Below are 20608 nucleotides of genomic sequence, written 5' to 3' on the forward strand. Positions count from 1 at the left end.
ACTTAAGCGATACAGATTCTCGATTGGAGTAGTCAACAGTCGTCCGAATCCGACGCCTCAGTCGCTTTCAACGAGTCCGAGGACGGGAAATTTGAGTCGTCTGCATCGTCAGCCATGGAGCGAGTCGAATTCTCACCCGAGTCGGCAGGCGGCTGTCCGTTTGTGTCGTCACTGTCAGTATTCGGAGGGGCTGGTGGCTCAAGCGCAGCGATGGCGAGTGTGACGGGACGCGTCTCCCGGAGTGTTGCCCAGTCACGCGTATCTTGCATCGCGAGCAGTCCCCCAACAGCGAGTCCGAGGCCCACAACCAGACGCACTGTCGAGACGCCACCGAAGAGACTGCTGATCGCGACGGCGGCACCCAGTGTGGCGACGCCGAGTCCGGCCGCCCGAAGCGGCGCGGCGAACGTCGCGGTGGCCCCGCGCTGGGCAATGTCGACGGCGCGAGAATCGGCTGCACTATCGACAAGTCGCTCGATCATCCAGTCCAAGATACGCAAGAACGGCCCGACCGTCCACGTCTCCCGAAGGTCGATCACGATCACTTCGGGATCGGGTTCAGCGGTGAGCCACTGAAACAGCGCCGAGGTACGCACCCACAAACCGACACGGTCACTTACGGCCCGCACAGCTGACGCCACACGAGAGCCGGCCAGCATGGCCGGCGTGTCGTCCGACACATCGCGAGGAGATGCGTCAGGCTCCTCCGTCGAGCGAGCCGTCATACGCTACACCTCGCTTTCGAGTGCCGCTGAGAGAGCACAGGGGAGATGGAGAGAGACCGGCCGCAGTCAGTCATCTGGAGACGCTCACCACCTCGACTTCGATAATTCTCGTCTCCAGATCGAGGGTGACAGTCGTGCCACCGCGGAGTCGGTCGCCTTTGAACAGGACGCCCGTCGCAGTTTCTCGGACCTGGAACTGTGCCGTGATCGTCACGTCGCGGTTGATCGGATGGTCAGCGACGTTGACACTCCCGTCATCACCGGTGGCGATGATGAGCGATGGTTCTGTGTCCACATCGGTGAGCTCTGCAACCGGGTCATTGGCCGGGCCTTCGATCATCCCTGGCTCAATCGAATCAGCGGTGTCTTCACGCACATCCGTCATGCGAAGCGTGACGTTCCGGGTGGCGGTCTCGCCCAGCCCATCACCGTTGGTGCGCTCGACATCTCCCTCAATGGTGTAGTCATCAGCAGGGAGTGTGAGTGACTGTCCGCGTTGGAGACGAACGCCACCGAAGCGGGCATACCCATCTTCTCGGTGCGTCGCAAGCGTCGTCTCGGCGAGGAGTCGGGTCTGTCCAGATCCGTTCGTCGCGTAGGTCGCCACATCGTCGATGGTTGCAACAGTGCGGCCGGCCAAGCGGATCTCGTCACCCGGGGTGACCGCAGAGGCGGTTTCGGCGTCGAGGGTGTCACGGATGATGACGCGTCGCTCCCCAGTGGCAAGCGCATTACTGTTTCCAACGGCACGGATCTGACCCTCTACCTGATACTGGCTCGTTTCGATAGCGAGTGTGCGGCCGAGACGCGGTGGGGCGTTCCCGTAGGTCAGCGTCCCATCATTCACTTCGCCTTCAAGAGCGACGCGGAGTGTGACGCCGATGTCGTTCCCACGAGGAGTCAGGTGAACATCCGTAATCGTGGCCGAGGAGGAGCCGTCGGGTTCGTAGGTATCACCCTCATTAATCGCGTCGGCGATGTAGGCGGGTTGCGTGCCCATATCGAGGGTGGCGTAGGTGGTTTGGGTGTCTGGTCCGGGTGCGTCGCCGCCGCTAAAGACGAGAGCAGCGCCTGCGATGACGACCGCCAAGACGAGGAGGACAACGAGCGCGTCGATAACGTTGACGGCGCCAAAGAGGTTGCCGTCGTCGTCAATCAGTTCCATTGGAGACCACCCGAGAGTCGCATTAGTGCGTGGGTGTTGGGCAGGGAGTAAAACGGTTCCCCTTTTTCGGAACGTTCGAATTCGAATGTACCGAGACCCGACAGACCGACAGTGAACTGCCTCGGGGTCAAGCCCCGAGGCTTCTTCCCACGGATTAATTCCTAACACTCCCTGTTTCACCATCGGTCTGGTAGTCTCGAACGGTGGAAACAGGGTCGTGGTCGGCTGGTTCACTCAGCCCGTTGCCATGCCGTCGCACCCTCACAATTGGAGGGCTGTTGAGAGCAGGCACATCCCGATTCAACTTCTCCAAACCTCTCGTACCAATTAGCATCGCCGCTTTCCGATCTGCGTGGTCTTGGAACCCACACTGCACGCACTGGAACCGCTTGCCCTGACGGTTTGAACGAGTCGTATGCCCGCAATCTACACATTCCTGACTCGTATACTCAGGGTCAATTTTCTCTGACGGGATTCCACTCCACGCAGCTTTGTACGACACGAAGTCTTGGAGTTGTGCGAAAGGCAACGAGTGCAAGCGCCGGTTCATTCGAGTCCCGTAATTGATGTCGTCTCTCATGTCTTTGAGGTCTTCAAAGACGATGACGGGGTTCTCGAATTGCTTTGCCCACTCCACGATATCTCGTGATACTTGGTGGAGTTGGTCGTGGACAAACCGTTTTTCTTTGTCTCGAATTTCGTGTTCGAGCGTGGTTTGCCCGACGCTCTGCATTCGTTTGCGGATTGTGAAGTACTCGTGTCGTTCTTTCTTGATTTCTGGATACTCGATGACCACTGAATCTTCCACGCCTGATCCAGTGACAGCGGCTAATCCAACGCAATCCTCGTTCACATCCACACCGATGAACGTCTTGGCGTGTTCCTTGTCAGCGACTTCAGCAGTCTTGTGCGTGACGTTGACGTGTAGTTCGTGACGGTTTCGGGTTCGCACGACTTCTGCAGTTCCGACACGCCAGTCGTCGTTGGTCAACGCAGTTTTTAGACGCTCGATGTAGTGTTGACTGCTTTGGAGTGTTCCTCGGACGAAGTTCCGTTTCAGCGCGGTCACACGGAACGAGATGCTTTCTGACTCTTCGTCTACGAAGAGTTGGTACCCTTCTCCGTGATTCATACGAAGTGGGAACAATTCCTCGTGGTTCTGTCGAGGATGCCCGTAGTCGTCTTCGTCGTAGTAGCGTTCAAGTGCGTCTGTTGCTTTGTCGAAGAGCCGCTGCGTCGTGTTTTGGACGTGGTTTGACCGCTCGACTACTTCGTCTTCGATGGTTTCCCAATCGTATCCTTGCGCATCTAAGCGGAAGATTTCGTTGACGACGCGGCGAGCTTCGACTTGTCCAGAATCTAGCAGTTGCTGACTACCCTCGTTGATGTCTAATTGAAACACCAGAGTACTGGTCAGCGATTTCTGCACGAATATTGTTTAGAAACAGTGGTTTGTAAGAGCTTGTATTTCTGGTACATCAGGCGTGGTGACGGGCTTCACCCTCGAGGTCAAGCCCCGAGGCACTCGCCCTTCTCAGCCTGTAGATGGCGAACTCCACGATGACGCGACGTTGTCTCTCACACCCGAGCAACACCAGCGACTCAAGGACGGGCTCCACGGGGCCCGGTTTGACGATGTGCGTCGTGCGAGCCGTCGGTATCTTGTAGTGGGTAGTGGATCGGGTGAGTCCGGTGAACGTCGTCGACGCGTGTGTACTCGGTTGAATGATCGGCGGGATGCCGTCGCATTCCGGTTAGAGGAGTTCGGGTTCGATGCCGACGACCTTGATCTGTGGGCGCCGGCCTTCGAGGCGTTGTCGGTGCAGGCGACGTGGGTTATCGGCGTGATCGAAGACTTCGACGGCGGTCACGTCTGGGAGCTTGGCTACCTGTATCGACAGCAGACGAGTGTGCGAGACGTGTTGTGGCTGCTGAAGCGCGTGTACGACGATCCGGAGATACAGCGGGCGCAGTACGAAAATGGGATAGCCGCGTCCCACTTGGCCGCCCTCGAGACAGCGGTGGGCGAACGGGTCGTAGAGTGGTCGACTCTCGATGAGCTCGATAGCGCGGTTGAGCGAATTCCGTGAAGAAGGTCTATCGCGCACGCCTGAACCGGGAGTGACCGACGGACTCAGGTGTCGAGTGGCCGACGGACGCGGCATGGACGCGGTCATCCCCGCCGCGGGGCGAGGCAGCCGACTCGGCGAACTGACGGCGGACCGACCGAAGGGGCTCGTCGACGTGGCGGGGCGACCCCTACTCGCGTGCGCCTTCGAGACGGTGGTCGACGCCGGAGTCGACAGGCTGGTGGTGATCGTGAGCTACGAGGCGGGCCAGATCGTCGACCGGTTCGGCGACGACTTCGAGGGGACTCCGATTACGGCAAGCCGTTTTGCGCGTTCACCAAACTCTCATCACCGCGCCTGACCGCTGCCCACCACGTCTTCAGGACAGCAATTGTGACAAGTGTCGGTGGTCGTTCGATCCCGATACAGGATTGCCTGTGTGCGTCGAGATCGCTTGGCGGATGAAAGTGCCGTACCGGCTTACTGGTGGTTTCATTCGCCCCTTCGCGCCCGAACCTGAATTCCAGTCCGTCCTCCCGATAATGGTATTTGTAGTCTCCATTCTCCCACCACTGGATATCGAGGTATCCACCTCGCTCGTGGATTCCAGGGGTGACAGTGACCCGTGCCGCTCTGATATCTTCTCCTTCCCGCTGTTTGAACGGGTGACCTTTCTGATACCGGTATCGGACCTTGACGACTCCGTTACCGAGTTGCTGGCGTATCTGCTCTACGCTCTCATCAATTGCTTCTGAATCAATTGGAGAGCCGTTCCCCATCCCCATTACTGGAGTTGGGGCTGATCGCCAGCGGGGGCCGTTGTCTGATCCCCTGTCTGTCTGTCTCTTGGTTCAGTTACGGTGGTTGCCTGTTCTTTTGCTTCTTTGAGGCGGTATGCCGCTCTGAGGTGGCTGAGTTCTCGTTCTGCTGTCCGCCAGTGAGAGACGTCGTCGAGTTCGTTCTGGGTGAGTTCCTTGTCTGAAATCAGGAGTTCCTCTGGATCGGCTGCGTCATATTTGGCTTTGTACGCTGCGAGCTCCTGTTTCACTCGGTGGATTTGATCGACGAGCGTTTCGCTCCCGGCGAGTCGCCTGATCTGCTTGAGAAGGTGCCACTCCGGGTCTCGACTGTACAGTTTTCCGGAGTCCGTCTGCTGACGTTTGACAATCCCTTCGGCAGCAAGCTTGTTGAGTGTGGCTCTGGCTTTTGTTTCTGAGACGAGCGCTGTCTCTGCGATGTCGCCCGCCGATCTCGGAGTCGTCGTTCTATCGATTACCGTGCGAATTCGCTCGTTCGCAGTGGTCTCGTGTTTCCATTCTGCGGCCGCGAAGTCATCGATATCCTCGAAGCCATCGTCAGCAACGGCGAACGGGTCAATATCAGCCATGGTTACCGGATCGTCCGGTAGTTCCGCTTCGGTGGGAAACTCGTCGGGGCCGTCAGGAGGCAGTGGCTCGTCAGGCATACGCTACGCTACGCCCTAAGCACACATATATTTTGCTGGCACAGATATCTGTGCTTCGGGGTTTGGTCTCGATGGTCTCGAGAGCGAGGCCGTGGGGTTGTTGGTGCGGGCGGGGTACGAGGTGACGACGGCTCGGCTGGGTGAACTACCCCACCCTCAACGAAGCCACGCCTGTGGCTGAGTAGGGTGGGGTAGTTCACTGATCAAAGAAGGAACGCATTTTGCCCACATACCCGTAGTAGGACTATGGCTCACGAGTGCGACGATTGCGGAGGGTCGTTCGAGACACTCACCCGTCTCCGCCTCCACGACTGTGGCGATGTCCAATCAGAGACAACCGTTGGCTCGGCTGATCTCGAGCAGTCACAATCCACAGGTTCATCGCCAGCCGACGAACGAAACGCGTCCATCGCCGAACTTGATTCTCTACTCGACCGGTTCTCGGACGGTGACAGAGACGCCCTTCACGACGCAGTCGTCGAGTTCGAGGCGGCGCTCTCGGCTGCACTCGAGGAAGACACCAGTGGCGACACATATCGGGACGTGTTCTGGCCGTACCACGAGCGCGTTAGTGGCGCCCTTGACGAGGCGGCGCGATCAGCGGGCTGGAAATTCCTCGAGGATGTGATCGATGCACACGATCCGACTGCGGATGACGAGATTCCGCTTGTGACGCCCACGATCGCGAATGCCGTGGGACGAAATCTGATCCGCACGCGGTTGACCGACGGTGTGTCGGCGATTCCAGTTGCGGCACTCGAATACCTCGATGCCATCGCAGTCACTGCCGCCGATACGGCCGATACTGCGCGGGAGGAAGTCCACGCATACGGGTGGGGAATCGGCCATCCCGACCACTCGGTGGCCGACCATCTCCGCGCCCGCGCCTCGGAAGACATCTTCTCCGTCAACCCGACACTCGAACACGCGTTCTACGCTGACCAGTACGCGGCGGTCGATCTGCTCGAAACGTTGGTGAGAGATCAGTCGATCGACGGGACGCTCCCTCGCATCACCCGTGACGATATGCCGTATCGTCGCTACCTTCTCGATTGCGTCTACGGGCTGAAGACGGACGACCACTGGCCGGGGATGCCGCGGTACTACGACTGGGACGAGGAATTCGATTACACGTTCGAGCTGGACGAAACAGTCGAACAGCGCATCCGTGATCTCGTCGAAGAGGCCGGCTTCGACGCAAACCTGCCGAACGACTGGACGTTCCGCGATCTCGGTATCTGAGCGAACCATCCTCACGCTTTACCTGTCTCCCGACGATACACCCGGTAATGCCGTTCAGCGTCACATGGCACACGCTCCTCGACGAGTGCGAGGGTCTCGCCGAGGATGCGACTCTGCTCACACCACTCTCTCAGGATCGTTTCCAGATCACCGACGTGCAGGAACACCGAATCGTCGTCGAATTTCTCGACCGTGACGTGGACGAGACACGGCCGCTCCAGCGCGACCAGTTCGAGACGCTCTACGAGCGCATCAGTGACGCTCCCGATGGATTCGATCTTTCGCGGCTCCCGCCCGATGCCGATCCGTATCCCGCCGTGTTGAGTCTGCATCCCCGATTCGAGGTCGACGAGAGCGCGGGTGTGATCCGCGAAACCGACGAACCGACCGGAAGCCAGATCATCAGGGGAGCAGCCGACACCGAATCAGCGAAGGAAGCTACCGAGCGCACGGAGCCCGACGTGGATGTCTACAGCGATGCGCTCCTTCTCATCGACGCGCTAGAGCGGAACGATCTCTCCTCCCTCGAGGCGCTCGATACGCCCGCCCTCATCAATCTCTACACCGTGCTCTCGGACATCCAGCGTGATGCCAACGACCTGCGCCAGAACGTGACCAACGTGTTGTTGGATCGGCTACACCACGACCAGCCCGTTCACGGCCAGTTCGGTTCCGTGCAACGAACGGCGCGTCGTAACCGAAACCTCAGAGACGACGAGGAGGTACTGGCTATGCTGGAGGACGCAGGCATCGACCGCGAGCGCGTGTTGAGCCTCGACCGCGACAAGGTCGACGACGCTCTCGACGTGACGGAACTCTCCGAATCGGACGTGTACGACATCGAGGAGACGGAGTACGTCCGGAAGGCGGAAGTGGATGAGGAACAGCGAGAAACGCGACTACAAGGACTGAAAGATCGGCTCGCCACGAGCGACAACCCCGAGGCCACGGAACTTCGCGAGGAGATCGAAGAACTGGAGAGCCGGATCGAAGAGTTGACGCAGTTTAAGACCGGACGAGAGTATCACACCCAGTCGAGAGCAGAATGATCAGCGGACTCCCCGACCGGCCACTCTTGGCTAGCGAGACACTCACAGTGTCCCACGAGCGTGACGACTTACTCGTGATGCCGGCGACTCCGGACAGTCTTGTCGGAGACGACGGAACGCTTGGCGGCATTCGGGACATCCTCGTGTTCACGGCGAACGTCGTGGCGTCTCTCGCATACACCGACCCGGACGGCTGGACAGTCGTGGCAAAGGCTACTGATCCATCAAAATTTGAAGTCGTCCTCGATTCGCTCATCGAATTTCGGGGCGATAGCCTCGCAGACGAAGACAAAGCCGAAATTGTCGAGACGATCGCCGAAGCCTACGAGACGTTCACGGAACGGACGCCCCGGTGACCACGTCCATCTGGGACCGGACGCACCGACGCCCGGAGACGATACGACACACCCGACCGACTGGCGTGACGTTCTCTCGACGGTGCTTTCGGAGAGCGAAGACCGCCAGCGTGCCTTCTGGACCGGGTAGTTCTGTCGATGGGGTTCGGTGACCGGCGTGTGGCGTCTCGCGTATGGACGCGGTCAGCTAGGACGAGGCCGCCTCGATCGTCCCCTGACCGCGCCAAGCACCGCAGGAACGAGGCGCGCAGCTGTGGTCGCGGGTTCTTAACCGGCCGAGGGATTTCCGCACAACGGCCATCTCCTGACCTAGATCAGCCGTATCGAGTCGCCCGAATCGTCACCGATGATGTCTTCCAATCCGTGAACCGCGATCGTGTCCGTGTACCCTTGCGCCCGGACTGCGTTCTCGATGCCCTTCTTGGCAGGCTTATCGTCTGTGAGGACGATAACACCCGCCGTTGAACGGTCTCTGACGTACTGGATTGCTAACCCGGCGAGAATCACATCCGTTTTTTCGACCTCGTTTTCGGCCTGATCGGTTTCGTTCGCAATGGTTCGTTTGGCGATATCACTCGCGGCGACAGCGTCGCCATCCGTCGGTGAGGGAGCATCAATGATTGTTGCCCAACCCTCGTCGAGTGCCGTTCGGACACGGTCCGTCTCTGGTCCTCCAAGTTCACCGATCACGCGCCGGGGGAGTTTACAGACGACGCCAGCATTTTGGACTACACTCCGGAAGCGCTGATACTGAGCGTTCGAAGGACTACCAATTGCGTAGAAGATATTCGCGTCGACAAGGATGTCTTGGTCAGCAGAGAATGGTGTGTCGGTGTCCATTCGTCCGACTCACCTATCGAAATCCGACGAGTGAGTCGGGGCATCAGATATTGCGTCAAGGTCAGGGAGATCCATTTCGTCATCTACATCCGGGAACAGATACTCAAAGAACGGATCGTGGTCTCGGCCAACGGCGAGTGCCGGTTTGAGTGCGTAGATGATCATCATTGCTTCCGTTTCGCGAACGTCGATATCAGTGGCGACCATCCGCTGGGTTGTCTTGCCCGCGAAATGGAGTCCAGCACCCCGTAAAGCTGCGATGAGTTTCCCGATACCGTAGCGGTCGATAAAGTACGCGATGTCCTCGTCGACCTCTTGGAGCGCGAGGGCGTGGAGGACGGTCGGTGTGATGACAATTGGGGCATACTGCTCGACGATGACGATCGGATCGGCAGTCAGTTGCTGGGGGCGCGTCGAGTCATCACGGTCGACGAGGCCGAGGTCGACAAGCTGATCGACGTACTCGTAGGTCGTCGATTTCGAAATATCGAGTGCCTCCATGATCTCCGGCGGGGCAACCGGCCCCCAGTAACACACGTAGACGTAGACACGGGTCAGTGCGGGGTGGTTGAGCAACTGAACGACCGTCTCGAGCCGAGGAGCGTTCTGGGCCAGCGTCTCTGGCTTGAGCGCCTCTTCACCCATCACATCTCTCGGTGGCGGGTCCAGCGCGTCGATCCCACCATCCGGACGAACGCGGTTGTGATCAGCAGTCATACTTGTTAGTCCGAAGTCCATGTACTTCAGACTATCGCCGCAAACGACTGTCACAACGTCCGTGACCACGTCCATCTGGGACCGGATGCACTGACGACCGGAGACGATACGACACACCCGACCGACCGGCGTGACATCCTCTTAATGGTGCTCTCGGAGATTGAAGACCACCGGTGTGCCTTCTGGATCCGGTAGTCTCGTCGATGGGGTTCGGTGACCGGCGTGTGGCGTCTCCCGTATGGACGCCGTGATACCCGCCGCGGGGCGGGGGAGTCGACTCGGCGAGCTCACCGACGACCGGCCGAAGGGGCTTATCGATGTGGCTGGGCGGGCGTTGCTCGCGCACGTGTTCGAGAATCGGCGGTCGAGGCGGGGGCCGACGGGTTGGTCGTCGTCATCGGGTGCGAGGCGGGGCGGATCATCGATCGATTTGGCGACGCTTTCGGCGAACCGCGCGAATATTGTGTCGCCCTTTGGAAGGGCGCGTATACAGCTTCTCGTGACGGGAGGGGCCGGATTCATTGGTAGCCGCCTCGCCGAGTCGTTCCTCGCCGACGGCCACGACGTGACGGTCCTCGACAACTTCGAACCCCTCTACGCCGAGGGGATCAATGCCGTAGCCGGTGTGTAACGGGCTTCGTGACATCCGTCACGTGAGAGGGCGATTCACTCGGGGCGGGGCATTTCTTCGAGGTCAGCGATCTCCCCAGTTACAAGCTATGAGTGAAATCCAACGCTGTCTAGCGACGCATCATGAGCCGAAAGGAGTAGACTGGTCACAGAACCACTCCATCGATGGATCTTTATTCGCTACCGACGGACGACTCCCTAGATGTCTCGTGCTGTGGGGTACCGGCTCGTCACCCTCGGAATCTGTGTCGTCCTTCTCAGTGGGCTCTTTGTGCTTGCTGGCGCAGGATATCCAGCACCCACCAGTCCGGGGCCTGACCTCGCAGAGTCTGATGTAACACCAGCCGATTTGGCCGGCGACCATGTTGAGACCGGTGGCGTCGTGATCGCAACTGATCCTGTCATTATTGAGGTCACCGACGGCACCACCACACAACACCTCCCTGTCGAGAATGCGCCGGACGTCGCCGTGGGCCAAGAGGTCATCGTCGATGGCACGCTCACGGCGGACGGGACGCTTGTCGCGGATCGGGACCGGACAGTCGTCCGAGAGCCGTGGGAGACGACGTACATGTACGCGATCTCGGTGCTTGGCGCACTGTTCGTTGCGTTCCGGATCGCCGATGGGTGGCGGTTCGATCCGGAGACGGTCACCTTCTCACCCCGGGACACACCACTTCATACCCGCTATCTGTCGGAGGAGGAAGCCAGTGGCTGACCTCTTCACGCATATTTTGAGTGGGTACACCCTCGCGATCGTGCTCTCGTGGCGGTACGAGTGGATCTCCTATCCGCTCGTCACAGTGGTAATGATCGGATCGACGCTCCCAGATCTCAATCGGATCGATTTGGTGGTCCCCGAGGAAGCGATTTCAGTGCTTTTGGGGCTGCCATTCACGTGGAGTCCGCTCCACCGTGTCGGTGGCACGCTCCTGATCGTGTGTATTGGCGCACTTCTCGTCCCGAACGCGTATCGGCGTGTCGTGTTCGTTCTCTTGAGTGTCGGTGCTAGCTCCCACTACGTGCTCGATTTGCTGTTGTACAAGCCGTCCGGGATCACGAGTCCGTTGTTGTGGCCGTTCGTCACCCATGGCCTTGTCGTCGATGGGTTTTATCTCAGTACCGACCGGTGGCCGATAGTCGCTGCGACGGTGCTCGCTGGTCTCGTTTGGGTCGTCGATCGTCGCCGGATGCGCACAGATCACTTCGACACGTGATCCGAGCACTGTCACGCGAATACTCGTTCCGTATTCGATCGACTGAGAAGAGCGTGTCGCGACAGTCGAGAAGAAGTGCTTCGAGGGTGTGGGAGGCGACATCGATCCCGGATTGCTCAACGTCACTGTGGGTACAGCGACCACCGAATTGAGGTGGCTGGTGTGTGCCAGTGCCTGTATGGACGCGGTCATCCCTGCTGCCGGGCGAGGGAGTCGACTCGGCGAATTCACCGATGATCAGCCGAAGCGACTCGTCAACATCGCGGGGCGACCCCTCCTCGCGCACGCCTTCGAGACGGCGGTCGAGGCAACGAACGTCGTGAGCTAGACGAGTGGACGAACGGCGTTACTAAGTAGCACGACGCCGGATCCATCGGTATGAGCAGCATCGATCTCCCGTCGGACGTGTTGGACGCGATCGCGGCACCGCCGGAGGATCGCGAACCGATCGTCCGGCAGGAACTCGCGGTGTCGCTGTACCGGGAGGGGTATCTGTCCTTCGGAAAGGCACGAGAGCTAGCCGGTCTCTCGAAGGCGGAGTTCCATCGGCTCCTCGGAGAACGCGAGGTGGACCGACACTACACCGAGGAGGATCTCGCGCTCGATGTCGAGTACGCGCGAGGATACATCTGATCTGGTTGAGCGAGGACAGACCACGCTTCACGACCGTCGATCTCGAAGCCACTGTGCGACTTCCTGCTGGAATCGCTTGAACCAATGGAGGTCCTCGTGTAACACCTCATACACCACGTCGTGGTCGATCTCTCCGTACCGATGTGCGAGGACATTTCGAAACCCAACCGCTTCCTCGATTTTCTGTTGTGTGTCGCGAGAGATGATCTCCAACTCACCGAGTGCCCGTATCTCTTCTTTCGCCGTTCCACCCGACGATATACCGTTCGCTGCGCGAACGTGTTGCGCGAGATCAATACAGGACTGGATCAGATTCATCAGCGTTCGTTCGACTGCCCGCTGTAGTACGACGTCCGAAACGTACTCCTCCTTCGGGATCCCTCGCATCTCCGCGAGATCGTTCGTGTACTCGTGTGCCTGCTCCAGTTTCGTCGCGACAACCGTCTCGTCTACCATTTAGATGTCTCCCTTCGCGAGCCGATCGATGAACTCTCGACGGTCCCGTTCCCGATCGGCGGCAGTTCGATCGTATTCGGCGTCTATCTGCTCACGGTAGGCGGCGATCTCTCGTTCGTCACCGACCAGCCGAACTCCTTCCTGGAGGGCTGCGCGTGCGATCGGAAGGGGTAGGTCTTCGATGTCGCTTACGTCGACAAAGTCGTCCGCATACCCTTGGAGATCCGTATCGATACGGTTCCGTCGACGGAAGCGTTCTTTCGGGGATAGCTCCTCGGGGAATCGAAGGGCGACATCGATGTCGGACGAGTCGTGTGTCTCTCCTCGGACTCGGGAGCCGAACAGGACCGCGAAGCGAACATCCGTCTCCGCGAGATAGCGGCGGATCGCCGCCACGTCCACCCCGTCGATCGCCGACCCGCCGTGATTCGACTCCACCATGTCGTGTTCCTACGTGCCGGGCGACAAAACCGTTTGTGAATATTACGGTCGTCCGTCGGCTCGGATCGATCGGCCGTCGAGCGAGAGCCGTGGGAGGTCACGGGAAGCGATAGCCGCGTCGATGGGGTTAGGTGACCGGCGTGTGGCGTCTCGCGTATGGATGCGGTCATCCCCGCCGCCGGGCGCGGCAGTCGCCTCGGCGAGCTGACGGCGGACCGACCGAAGGGGCTCGTCGACGTGGCGGGGCGACCCCTCCTCGCGCACGTCTTCGAGACGGCAGTCGACGCCGGGGCCGACGCGCTGGTCGTGATCGTCGGGTACGAGGCGGCCCAGATCGTCGACCGGTTCGGCGACACCTTCGAGGGCGTCCCGATCACGTACGTCCACCAGCGTGAGCGGCTGGGCCTCGGGCACGCGGTGGTACAGGCCGAGCCGTCGTCGACGCTCGTCACGACCGGGTGTTACGTGCTTCCGGAAGACATCTTTCACGCGTGTGCGCTGGTCCGGCCGTCGGCCGAGGGCGAGTACCAGCTGAGCGAGGCTGTTGGGTTGTTGGTGCGGGCGGGGTACGACGTGGCGACGGTTCGACTCGGCGAGCGCGTGAACGTGAACACGTCCGAAGACGTGGAGCGGGCGAACGAGACGGTGCGTGGGGAGAGCAGAACAAATAGAAACGGGTGATAGATATCTACAACCCCTTGGAGATATATTTTCCCGGAGCATAGAGGTCCTATGTCGAACGAAACGGACGCTGCCGATCCAAACGCTCCCTCGATGACGCGAGGTGAGCGAGTTCGTGCGGCCGCGCGAACGCTCCGAACACCCCGAACCGCATCGTGGATCGCCGAAGAGACAGAAACTACGACGAAGACGGCCCAGAAGTACCTCGATCAGCTCGTCGAGGATAACGTTTTACAGAAGACCGACCGCGGGAGCCAGACGCTCTACTGCGTCGATCAACTGATGGCGACCTATCGCGAAGTTGCGACCCTCCAGCGCGAGCACGACCGGGAAGAACTCGCCGACGCCCTAGAGTCGATGCGGGCGCGGATCGCAGAGTGGGAAGCCGAGTACCACGTCGAGTCGCCAAGCGAACTCCTTGCGAGTGTTGCCGAGGTCGATACCCCTGACGAGGCCGAGAGACGGCGTGCGATCGCCAGCGAGTGGGACCACCTCGCTGACCGGTTGCCGGTCGTGAAGGCAGCGCTGAAAGAGTATGATTGGGCGACCGACCGCGACGGGGTTCCGGTGTGAACAATGGGATGGTGTTGGAGAGCAAAATCCGATTCTGACCAACCACCTGTCGCTAACACGTGCTCAAACGCTGAATGCTAATCTGCCGATCCAGCCGCCGTCAGCCACCCTCCAAAGTCAGGGATACCGATCCGTGAACACTGAGAATTCCTGGGTACGACGCGGTGAATCAACTGACAAGCCACCGGCCATCACGCCTGTAGCAATTGACACGTGATGACGCTGCTTGGCCAGAACCTATTTATATTGGGCGATATTCAGTTTAGATATGTCACTTCACGGTCCTGACCGGCACTTCGAGGACCACCGCGAGGCTCTCCAGGCGCTAACAAACGGAGAGGTGGATGCGGCGACCGTTCAACGCGAGTTTAGTAACGTCGAAGATATCGAGCGCCTCATTGGCGTCGCCCTCTCGAAGCAGACGGAGCGCAAGTCCCCATCTGAGCTCTCTGACGTAGTTTCTATCGGGCCTGAGGTCTAGCTTTCTGCCTCGATGAGCGGAGTTTTCCTCGTCGACACAGACGCAACGTTAGCGCTCACTCATTCTTCAATCGGCCAGCAATTCCTCAGACACTCGCAGAATCTGCGTGTCGCTGAGGGAGTCCACGACGAGATCACTGGCCCTCGCCAGGATGACCCAGACACACAAGATATGGCAGAAAAAGCCGAGGATTGCCTCGAAGCCAACTCCGATGTCGAAGTCGTCTCGACACGGTTCGATGCGTCAACGGGCGCTCACGATTATGGGGAGCAATCGATCAGTGACGTGATCCGATTCGGCGACCCAGATGTTTCGGCAGTATTCTGGTTCGACGATGACGTCACGCGAATTATCGAGAATTCCCCGGATAGTGTCGACTTCTACATTTTCTCCAAAGTCTTCCAACTTCCTCACTGGGGCCTCTCTACGAAACGGCAGGTCACGGAGGTCCTTCGGGTCGCACAAGCCCGTGACTGGACAAGTCGAAACAATCTCCGAGCACTCCTCGTCGAAGAAGAGATCCTCACTGAGTCTCAGTTCCACTATCAAAGACTTCGGAGGGCGATGAAGGGTATCTCTTCGGATCTTTGAGAATCGTGGCCTTGTTGGACCCTTACCCGTCAGAAAACGTCCGGCGACGGTCCGTGGATTCCGACTCGGACTTTTCGGTATCAACCTGCTCTTCGGACAGTTCGTGCCAGCCCCGGGCCACCGTTTCGATGGACTGGTCGGTCGCGTCGGCAACATCTTCAGCAGTCACGACGTGGTCGGGATCCACCATTTCATCTAGCTACAGTCACCGACTCGAATAAAACCGCCGTTAGAATTCAAACTCGAATTCTTCCGTATCAGGCAGCATATCGAGTGCTTCCTCGGCAGAAACGGCTTCTGAGGACTCGTCACTGTCCTCGTCTCCGTTTTCGCCAACTTTGGGGGTAGACATACTATTGGCGTACCGGTGTGGTGGTATAAATTTTTGCGCGGAGTTCGTATTCGGTGGCGTGGGGGGCACAGGCATGCCCCAACAAGTGATCCCCAGAAACGACTGACAGAGAAGCGCGTCATCGGGCTCGTGAAAAGCTCAAACAGAGCCAGATCGAACACGGAATGCGCGAGCTGACGAAACACGGGCATCTCGCGCTCGTGGCGATGCCTAGGTAGCTCGCATTTGAGCGGGGTACCCCAACGCGGATCCGGGAGACGTACGTACCGTATGGGCGTATTGTCGGGTATCGAGGTCGGATCGCGTGCGGTGGTGGAGAGATACACCTCATTTCGTCTGTCTCGAGGACGGCCCCGACAGAGTCCCCTCGATTCTCACTCGCTCACCAGCAAAGCGAGAGAGTCCGTTTCGTCTGTCTTCGCGGCGGGGTATCACCGGTTGCGTTCCGTTTCAATCTCGTCGCTGCTGTCGAGGACGATTTCGGGGGCGAGATCGAGGCCGTACTCGTCGTACCGGCCGCCGTTCTCCCCACGATTCCGGTTCGTCCGTTGGGGGAAGCCGAGCTTGTGGCGATCCGAGAGGTGGATGCGTTTCAGCGTCGTAAGTGGGTCCACGGCGTGTGCGTTCGTCACGCGCTCGTACCGGGTTTTGATCGTCTTCGACCGGGCCGGCGTCGCGCCTCGTTGTTCGAGGGACGCGAGCGTTTCGAGCAGCAGGTGGGCGTACTGGGTCTGGTCTCGAATCCGGTTGCGTAATCGACCGCGCTGGACGAGATCCTGGGCCTCGACGATGTACGAATCGTCGACGCCGTCGTCGCCGCGCTTCTTCGCCTCTTCGCTGCCGGCTCTGAGGAGGTCGATCGCCTGACGCGCGTTTCCCCTGTCTTTCGCCGCGATCGCCGCCGCCCTCGCGACGACGGAGTCGTCACAGACGCCGTCGACGAACGCGCGGTCGACTCAGTCCGCGAGTATCGCTCGGTGCTCGTTGGCGTCGTACGGGCTGAACGAAATTTCGGCTTCCATGAGGGTGTCCTTGACATTCGGTGAGAGCCCCTGCCGAAAGGTGTAGTTGTTGCTGGTCCCGATAACGCCGACCTTCGAGTTCGTGATATGGCCGATCGAGCGCGCCCGCGGGAGTTCGTATCAGAACGTGTCGACGTCGTCGAGATGGTCAATCTCATCGAACACGACGAAATGCGTCCCGCCCCGACGATCAAATTGCGCGTATAGTTCCTCGAACGCGTCGGCCGTACTGAGTCCCCGTCTTGGGAACTCGCTCGCTCCTTCCGGGAGCAGTTCATTGATGAGCGTTCGGACGACCGAGTACGCGGTCTGTCCGTTACAGTTCAGTTCGTGTACGAACAGTTCGTCCGCGTCGGGTCGTTTCGCGACCTCGTCTCGCAGCACGTCCATCATGTATTTGATCACCGCGGTCTTGCCGAATCCGGCTCTTCCGTACAACATAATTCGTTTGTTTTACACTCATTTCCACCGTCGTCGAGGCCGTGAATGAACGCGAGAGACAGACGAAATTTTTCCTCTCATACGGCCGTGGGGAAAAGGGGCCAAAGCGTCAGTTACTCTTCCGGCCGTCCGAGACGAAGACAGACGAAACGTTCTCTCTCCCACCCACGTCCTCGATCGGTCATGTCAGTTTTCCATGAACGACGTGAGGAGGCAGAGTGGCATGGGCCGTTTATCACAGTATAGGCGGGACCCACAGTTCGCACCCGAGACAGACGAATCGTACTCTCTGTTAGTGCGGTGCGGCGAGACGCCAGTTACAGACGCCCATATTGAGGTCGCCCGGAATCGTGGCTAGTGCGGTCGGTTGGAGAACACGATCGGGGACTAGACCGAGCATGCCCAGTACATCTTGGAAGCGATCGCGAACGGACACACTTGGGGTGAGGTTCCAGCCTGCTCGGCGGAGAGTAAACGCGATCTCCAGTTAACACCCCCGTTAGAGGGTGTTGTGTCAGGATGAGGGGAAACAAGTGGGAATCCACCATACGGGGGGTGGTTAGAGGGCCTCACTTCCGACTGATTAGAAGAAGAAGAGTCCCGCATCAATAGCCGACTGTGAACAAACGCATAGAGATCAGCGCGGAGGCCAGAACAACACAAACCGAACTACATACGTGAAGCCTCCCACCTAATGACTGATCCGGTATGCGGACTTGCGCTACTCTCAGGTGCTTCGGGGTTGCGGCCGAGGCTGGTGAGTGCTGTTGGGAACGGGACCTCTCTCAGTCTCCCCCGCATCGATCGATAGGCCTTCACAAAACCATATGGAATTTGGGAAAAATACTCGCCGAAGGTCGATGCTACAGATTCCTGTCCCGACCCGAAATAGTGGTACCGCCACAACTCATCTAGCTCCCAAACGAATTATATCGAACCAAACATATTATTTCCGGAAGTAATTCTTCCGGCGGACGGTGGGTGTTCTGCTGGCACGGCCGCGGTACTTGGTTGGGCTGTGGCTCCGCCCTGAGAGGACGGTATTGATCAAGGGAAACCCCTGCTACGGATTGGATCTTCTTCTTCTTATCAGTCGGATCTGCGACCCCCTAACCGCATGACGACGACGCAATTCCAGTGGAAACCCCTACCACTTCTACGACCCCTGTTCGCACCCCCTCTCACCCCCCATCTAATTGCGGGGGCCGGCGGCTTGGAACAGATCTCGTTAGGTCGTCTTGTCGCGTGCGAGTTCTCCTGCGGATCTGATCACGAGGACGCTGCCTCTCTTATTGTACCATGATATGTTTGATACATATCACACTCACAGCTACTCGTCCAGTCACTCCCGGGATCTCACGCCCACCACACAGCGATCGGATCGAACATCCACGAGGCCGGTTACGAACATTTCTATCTTTCGAGGTGTGTCGGCGGTCGATAGCGCCAGCGACGGTTTGTCCGCAGCGCCAGCCGATCGGCTATCGACCCTGTCACAATTGATGGCGGGAGTCGACGGTCCATCCGCTGAGAGAGATACGAGACAAGCTCCGGACGTAACGTCGCACGCGAGAGCGTTGTGCCGGAGTCCGATACCGTGTAGGTATCTCGGAAGATCCGTGCGGCGGCAGCTTCAGGCGTTGCCGTCAGCCTGCTGTTCCAGGAGTCGGTTGGGCGGTACTGCTCGAAGTTCGACCCCGCTTGCGAGAAGACGGTGGCGGATTCAAGCCCTGTTGCGAGGGATGCCGGTCGGGCCGGCCGGTGGATCGGTGTTGTTGCCGCCTGCGCGGCGTCGTGGCTCTCATAGACGTGCCGGTCGCCGTCGGTAGGATGCGTTAGTGTGGCTGTTCCAGTGGTCGACTCCAACTGCGGAAGCTCGTCCGCAATCACCTCAAGTGGCCCGAGGAAGTCTCCCTGGGCGACGATGGCACCGTCCACCTGGCACTGGAGGTCGTTTGTCGGGGTTACGACCCACTGCTCTGGTGGGGTGTCTGGTGGCCGCACAACGACCCCAGCAGTCCCGTGTAACAGTGCGGGCTGGCGGTAGAGTGGTGTTTCAGTCTCACTCGGCCGTGCGTCTTTGAACGGTTGAAGCAGCGTCATTGCCGCCTGTTTCGCGGTGGCGCGTGTCTCGGTAAAGACGCGGACGCCTGCGAGTGTCGGATCGTGAGACACCTGCCAGACGCTGGCGAGCAGTTGGCCGCGATTCAACTCCTCAGCCACGAGATACGCGAGCGTGTGGGTGCCTGATGGCATCTCCAGCTCGAAGGGTACCGGCGACAGCGAGCAGTCAGTCTCGGCAACGTCGATACCGTGTTCGAAACACCATCGCAGCACGGCCCGTTCGAACGGCGACGCTGCCCCATCGACCGATGCTGGTGTTGTTCGTGTTGCTTTCGCTGTTGGATCTTGGTCAGCGACAGCCATCGTATCCGGGACAGCGACTGGTGTCACAGGCCGGATGCGAACTGCTGTCCGCCCAGCGACGTCGTCCCAGACCGATCGCGGGTACTGGCGGCGGACAACCGGGAACAACGCCGGCAACTGCTCGGCTGCGACGGGCAGTTGGCCGGTCACCCCGAGGCGTTCATACGCGTCGGCACGGGGATCGCTGGGAGCCTGTGCGAACACCTGTGCGTATTCGTGGGTGGCGTCAGCGAGGTCGGCCGCTCGATCGGCTCGCCACGCTTCATATGACGGGAGGAACGACTTTCGGAGGACGGGAGTTTCATTCTCATTGCCGGGCAGTCGGTCGTCGGTCGTCAGCTCCCAGCCGTGTTCCTCGAGGAGGTCCCAGTTGGTGAGCGTCTTGGAGCCGCCGAGATGCTCGCTTACTGCGATGGGTGGATCGGCACGCGACTGCGCGAGCGTCTCGCGGGTGTCGATCTGGGATGTCGGTGTAAAATCGACCAGCCGAACGGCGATGTTGGTGGTCTCATCTGGCCCGCGGCTCGCGACGACCGCAAGCGCGTGCGGCCGGTCACCAACGGCCGCGAGGGCTGTTTCTACGGCTGGTGGGGCCGTGTCGAATCTCGGCGATGTGGTCTCTGTTGGGATGAGTACTCGTTGGGTGGCAGCGCTACTGGCGCCAAGTGGGCTTGGATCGACGGTGACGACGCTGATCCCAACTCGATCGGTACACCGCTGGTGGAGGCAACTCGCAAGTGTCCGTGTCGCAGGCGTTACGTCCGTTGTCTCGACTGTCGGGAGCGACGGGAGTGTCGTCGCGTTGTCGGGTGTTGGCGCGGATCCAGCCCACACCAGTGTTCGCTGGCGGGTCACCCCGGGCAGCGATAGGTACGTGATCGGGCCACAGTCGTACGTCCAGAGTGCCTCATGGATCACGGCTGCGAGGGTTCGTTCGATCGGTGTGGCGTACGACGGCTTGTCGCTATTCGGGTTGAGGACGATTTCGAGGGCTTGCCACGGGTGGTCGGCTGTCGCTGTCATCTGTTTGACTAA

The 20608-nt window shown here is 59.5% G+C and carries 25 protein-coding genes and 2 pseudogenes; 15 read left to right on the top strand and 12 right to left on the bottom strand.

The window, feature by feature from the left end:
• Nucleotides 1–32: 32 nt before the first annotated feature.
• From ESO89_RS11885 to ESO89_RS11895, 3 genes are all read right to left on the bottom strand, one after another.
• Nucleotides 33–725, bottom strand: coding sequence for a hypothetical protein (locus ESO89_RS11885; protein WP_241686208.1), 693 nt, complete (start codon nucleotides 723–725; stop codon nucleotides 33–35).
• A gap of 70 nt (nucleotides 726–795) precedes the next feature.
• Entirely contained in the window at nucleotides 796–1890 is a 1095-nt protein-coding gene (locus ESO89_RS11890) for a DUF4330 family protein (RefSeq protein ID WP_128905713.1), read from the bottom strand.
• A gap of 154 nt (nucleotides 1891–2044) precedes the next feature.
• On the bottom strand, nucleotides 2045–3319 hold the full coding sequence (locus ESO89_RS11895) for an RNA-guided endonuclease InsQ/TnpB family protein (RefSeq protein ID WP_241686209.1): 1275 nt from the start codon (nucleotides 3317–3319) through the stop codon (nucleotides 2045–2047).
• 55 nt (nucleotides 3320–3374) lie between these two features.
• On the opposite strand from ESO89_RS11895, the gene ESO89_RS11900 reads away from it, so the two are divergent.
• From ESO89_RS11900 to ESO89_RS18785, 3 genes are all read left to right on the top strand, one after another.
• The gene (locus ESO89_RS11900; RefSeq protein ID WP_241686210.1) at nucleotides 3375–3980 is read left to right on the top strand and encodes an aminopeptidase; all 606 of its coding nucleotides are present in this window, start codon (nucleotides 3375–3377) and stop codon (nucleotides 3978–3980) included.
• A 55-nt stretch (nucleotides 3981–4035) separates the two neighbouring features.
• Complete coding sequence (locus tag ESO89_RS11905; RefSeq protein ID WP_241686211.1) at nucleotides 4036–4320, top strand: nucleotidyltransferase family protein; 285 nt, start codon at nucleotides 4036–4038, stop codon at nucleotides 4318–4320.
• A gap of 100 nt (nucleotides 4321–4420) precedes the next feature.
• Nucleotides 4421–4714, top strand: coding sequence for a hypothetical protein (locus ESO89_RS18785; protein ID WP_206731756.1), 294 nt, complete (start codon nucleotides 4421–4423; stop codon nucleotides 4712–4714).
• A 29-nt stretch (nucleotides 4715–4743) separates the two neighbouring features.
• Here the strand turns inward: ESO89_RS18785 and ESO89_RS11915 are convergent, their stop codons facing one another.
• Nucleotides 4744–5424 (bottom strand): winged helix-turn-helix domain-containing protein, encoded by a 681-nt coding sequence (locus ESO89_RS11915; RefSeq protein ID WP_241686212.1) that lies wholly within the window; start codon nucleotides 5422–5424, stop codon nucleotides 4744–4746.
• A 246-nt stretch (nucleotides 5425–5670) separates the two neighbouring features.
• Between ESO89_RS11915 and ESO89_RS11920 the strand changes: the two genes are divergently transcribed.
• Genes ESO89_RS11920 through ESO89_RS11930 form a run of 3 tightly spaced genes read left to right on the top strand, consistent with a single transcriptional unit; the run spans nucleotide 5671 to nucleotide 8071 of the window.
• Nucleotides 5671–6666 (top strand): hypothetical protein, encoded by a 996-nt coding sequence (locus ESO89_RS11920; RefSeq protein ID WP_128905716.1) that lies wholly within the window; start codon nucleotides 5671–5673, stop codon nucleotides 6664–6666.
• Nucleotides 6667–6713: 47 nt separating this feature from the next.
• Nucleotides 6714–7715, top strand: a complete 1002-nt coding sequence (locus tag ESO89_RS11925; protein WP_128905717.1) for a hypothetical protein — start codon at nucleotides 6714–6716, stop codon at nucleotides 7713–7715.
• The gene (locus tag ESO89_RS11930) at nucleotides 7712–8071 is read left to right on the top strand and encodes a hypothetical protein (protein WP_128905718.1); all 360 of its coding nucleotides are present in this window, start codon (nucleotides 7712–7714) and stop codon (nucleotides 8069–8071) included. The genes ESO89_RS11925 and ESO89_RS11930 overlap by 4 nt, the downstream gene beginning before the upstream one ends.
• 309 nt (nucleotides 8072–8380) lie before the next feature.
• Here ESO89_RS11930 and ESO89_RS11940 read toward each other — a convergent pair whose 3' ends face one another.
• Both ESO89_RS11940 and ESO89_RS11945 read right to left on the bottom strand, forming a co-directional pair.
• Complete coding sequence (locus ESO89_RS11940) at nucleotides 8381–8911, bottom strand: hypothetical protein (RefSeq protein ID WP_128905720.1); 531 nt, start codon at nucleotides 8909–8911, stop codon at nucleotides 8381–8383.
• Between the two features lie 9 nt (nucleotides 8912–8920).
• Nucleotides 8921–9649 carry a DUF7437 domain-containing protein gene (locus ESO89_RS11945; RefSeq protein ID WP_394345379.1) on the bottom strand — a complete coding sequence of 243 codons (729 nt, stop codon included), beginning with the start codon at nucleotides 9647–9649 and terminating at the stop codon, nucleotides 8921–8923.
• 466 nt (nucleotides 9650–10115) lie between these two features.
• Between ESO89_RS11945 and ESO89_RS11955 the strand changes: the two are divergent.
• From ESO89_RS11955 to ESO89_RS11975, 5 genes and pseudogenes are all read left to right on the top strand, one after another.
• Nucleotides 10116–10238, top strand: a pseudogene (locus ESO89_RS11955) (NAD-dependent epimerase/dehydratase family protein); the annotation flags it as partial.
• Between the two features lie 222 nt (nucleotides 10239–10460).
• Complete coding sequence (locus tag ESO89_RS11960) at nucleotides 10461–10976, top strand: hypothetical protein (protein ID WP_128905721.1); 516 nt, start codon at nucleotides 10461–10463, stop codon at nucleotides 10974–10976.
• Nucleotides 10969–11475: a metal-dependent hydrolase gene (locus tag ESO89_RS11965; protein WP_128905722.1), complete on the top strand. Its 507-nt coding sequence runs from the start codon at nucleotides 10969–10971 to the stop codon at nucleotides 11473–11475. Before ESO89_RS11960 ends, ESO89_RS11965 begins: the two co-directional genes overlap by 8 nt.
• 178 nt (nucleotides 11476–11653) lie before the next feature.
• Nucleotides 11654–11803, top strand: coding sequence for an NTP transferase domain-containing protein (locus tag ESO89_RS11970; protein ID WP_128905723.1), 150 nt, complete (start codon nucleotides 11654–11656; stop codon nucleotides 11801–11803).
• A 50-nt stretch (nucleotides 11804–11853) separates the two neighbouring features.
• On the top strand, nucleotides 11854–12108 hold the full coding sequence (locus tag ESO89_RS11975; RefSeq protein WP_128905724.1) for a UPF0175 family protein: 255 nt from the start codon (nucleotides 11854–11856) through the stop codon (nucleotides 12106–12108).
• 27 nt (nucleotides 12109–12135) lie between these two features.
• On the opposite strand, the gene hepT is transcribed toward ESO89_RS11975, so the two are convergent.
• Nucleotides 12136–12564: a type VII toxin-antitoxin system HepT family RNase toxin gene (hepT, locus tag ESO89_RS11980; RefSeq protein ID WP_128905725.1), complete on the bottom strand. Its 429-nt coding sequence runs from the start codon at nucleotides 12562–12564 to the stop codon at nucleotides 12136–12138.
• Nucleotides 12565–13005 (bottom strand): type VII toxin-antitoxin system MntA family adenylyltransferase antitoxin, encoded by a 441-nt coding sequence (mntA, locus tag ESO89_RS11985; RefSeq protein ID WP_128905726.1) that lies wholly within the window; start codon nucleotides 13003–13005, stop codon nucleotides 12565–12567.
• Between the two features lie 156 nt (nucleotides 13006–13161).
• Between mntA and ESO89_RS11990 the strand changes: the two genes are divergently transcribed.
• The 4 genes from ESO89_RS11990 to ESO89_RS12005 all read left to right on the top strand — a co-directional run bounded on the left by ESO89_RS11990 (nucleotide 13162) and on the right by ESO89_RS12005 (nucleotide 15331).
• The gene (locus ESO89_RS11990) at nucleotides 13162–13686 is read left to right on the top strand and encodes a sugar phosphate nucleotidyltransferase (RefSeq protein ID WP_128905727.1); all 525 of its coding nucleotides are present in this window, start codon (nucleotides 13162–13164) and stop codon (nucleotides 13684–13686) included.
• 93 nt (nucleotides 13687–13779) lie between these two features.
• Entirely contained in the window at nucleotides 13780–14259 is a 480-nt protein-coding gene (locus tag ESO89_RS11995; protein WP_128905756.1) for a DUF7342 family protein, read from the top strand.
• A 268-nt stretch (nucleotides 14260–14527) separates the two neighbouring features.
• On the top strand, nucleotides 14528–14740 hold the full coding sequence (locus ESO89_RS12000) for a hypothetical protein (RefSeq protein ID WP_128905728.1): 213 nt from the start codon (nucleotides 14528–14530) through the stop codon (nucleotides 14738–14740).
• Nucleotides 14741–14752: 12 nt separating this feature from the next.
• Nucleotides 14753–15331, top strand: a complete 579-nt coding sequence (locus ESO89_RS12005) for a hypothetical protein (protein ID WP_128905729.1) — start codon at nucleotides 14753–14755, stop codon at nucleotides 15329–15331.
• 22 nt (nucleotides 15332–15353) lie between these two features.
• Here ESO89_RS12005 and ESO89_RS18570 read toward each other — a convergent pair whose 3' ends face one another.
• The 4 genes and pseudogenes from ESO89_RS18570 to ESO89_RS12025 form a co-directional block, all read right to left on the bottom strand.
• Nucleotides 15354–15521: a hypothetical protein gene (locus ESO89_RS18570; RefSeq protein WP_164932785.1), complete on the bottom strand. Its 168-nt coding sequence runs from the start codon at nucleotides 15519–15521 to the stop codon at nucleotides 15354–15356.
• 39 nt (nucleotides 15522–15560) lie between these two features.
• On the bottom strand, nucleotides 15561–15683 hold the full coding sequence (locus tag ESO89_RS19215; RefSeq protein ID WP_277750269.1) for a hypothetical protein: 123 nt from the start codon (nucleotides 15681–15683) through the stop codon (nucleotides 15561–15563).
• A gap of 431 nt (nucleotides 15684–16114) precedes the next feature.
• A pseudogene (locus tag ESO89_RS19395) lies at nucleotides 16115–17155 on the bottom strand (AAA family ATPase); the annotation flags it as partial.
• 1404 nt (nucleotides 17156–18559) lie between these two features.
• Nucleotides 18560–20596 carry a hypothetical protein gene (locus tag ESO89_RS12025; RefSeq protein ID WP_128905731.1) on the bottom strand — a complete coding sequence of 679 codons (2037 nt, stop codon included), beginning with the start codon at nucleotides 20594–20596 and terminating at the stop codon, nucleotides 18560–18562.
• Between the last annotated feature and the right edge of the window lie 12 nt (nucleotides 20597–20608).

This window comes from Halorubrum amylolyticum (assembly GCF_004114995.1).
Classification (GTDB): Archaea; Halobacteriota; Halobacteria; order Halobacteriales; family Haloferacaceae; genus Halorubrum; species Halorubrum amylolyticum.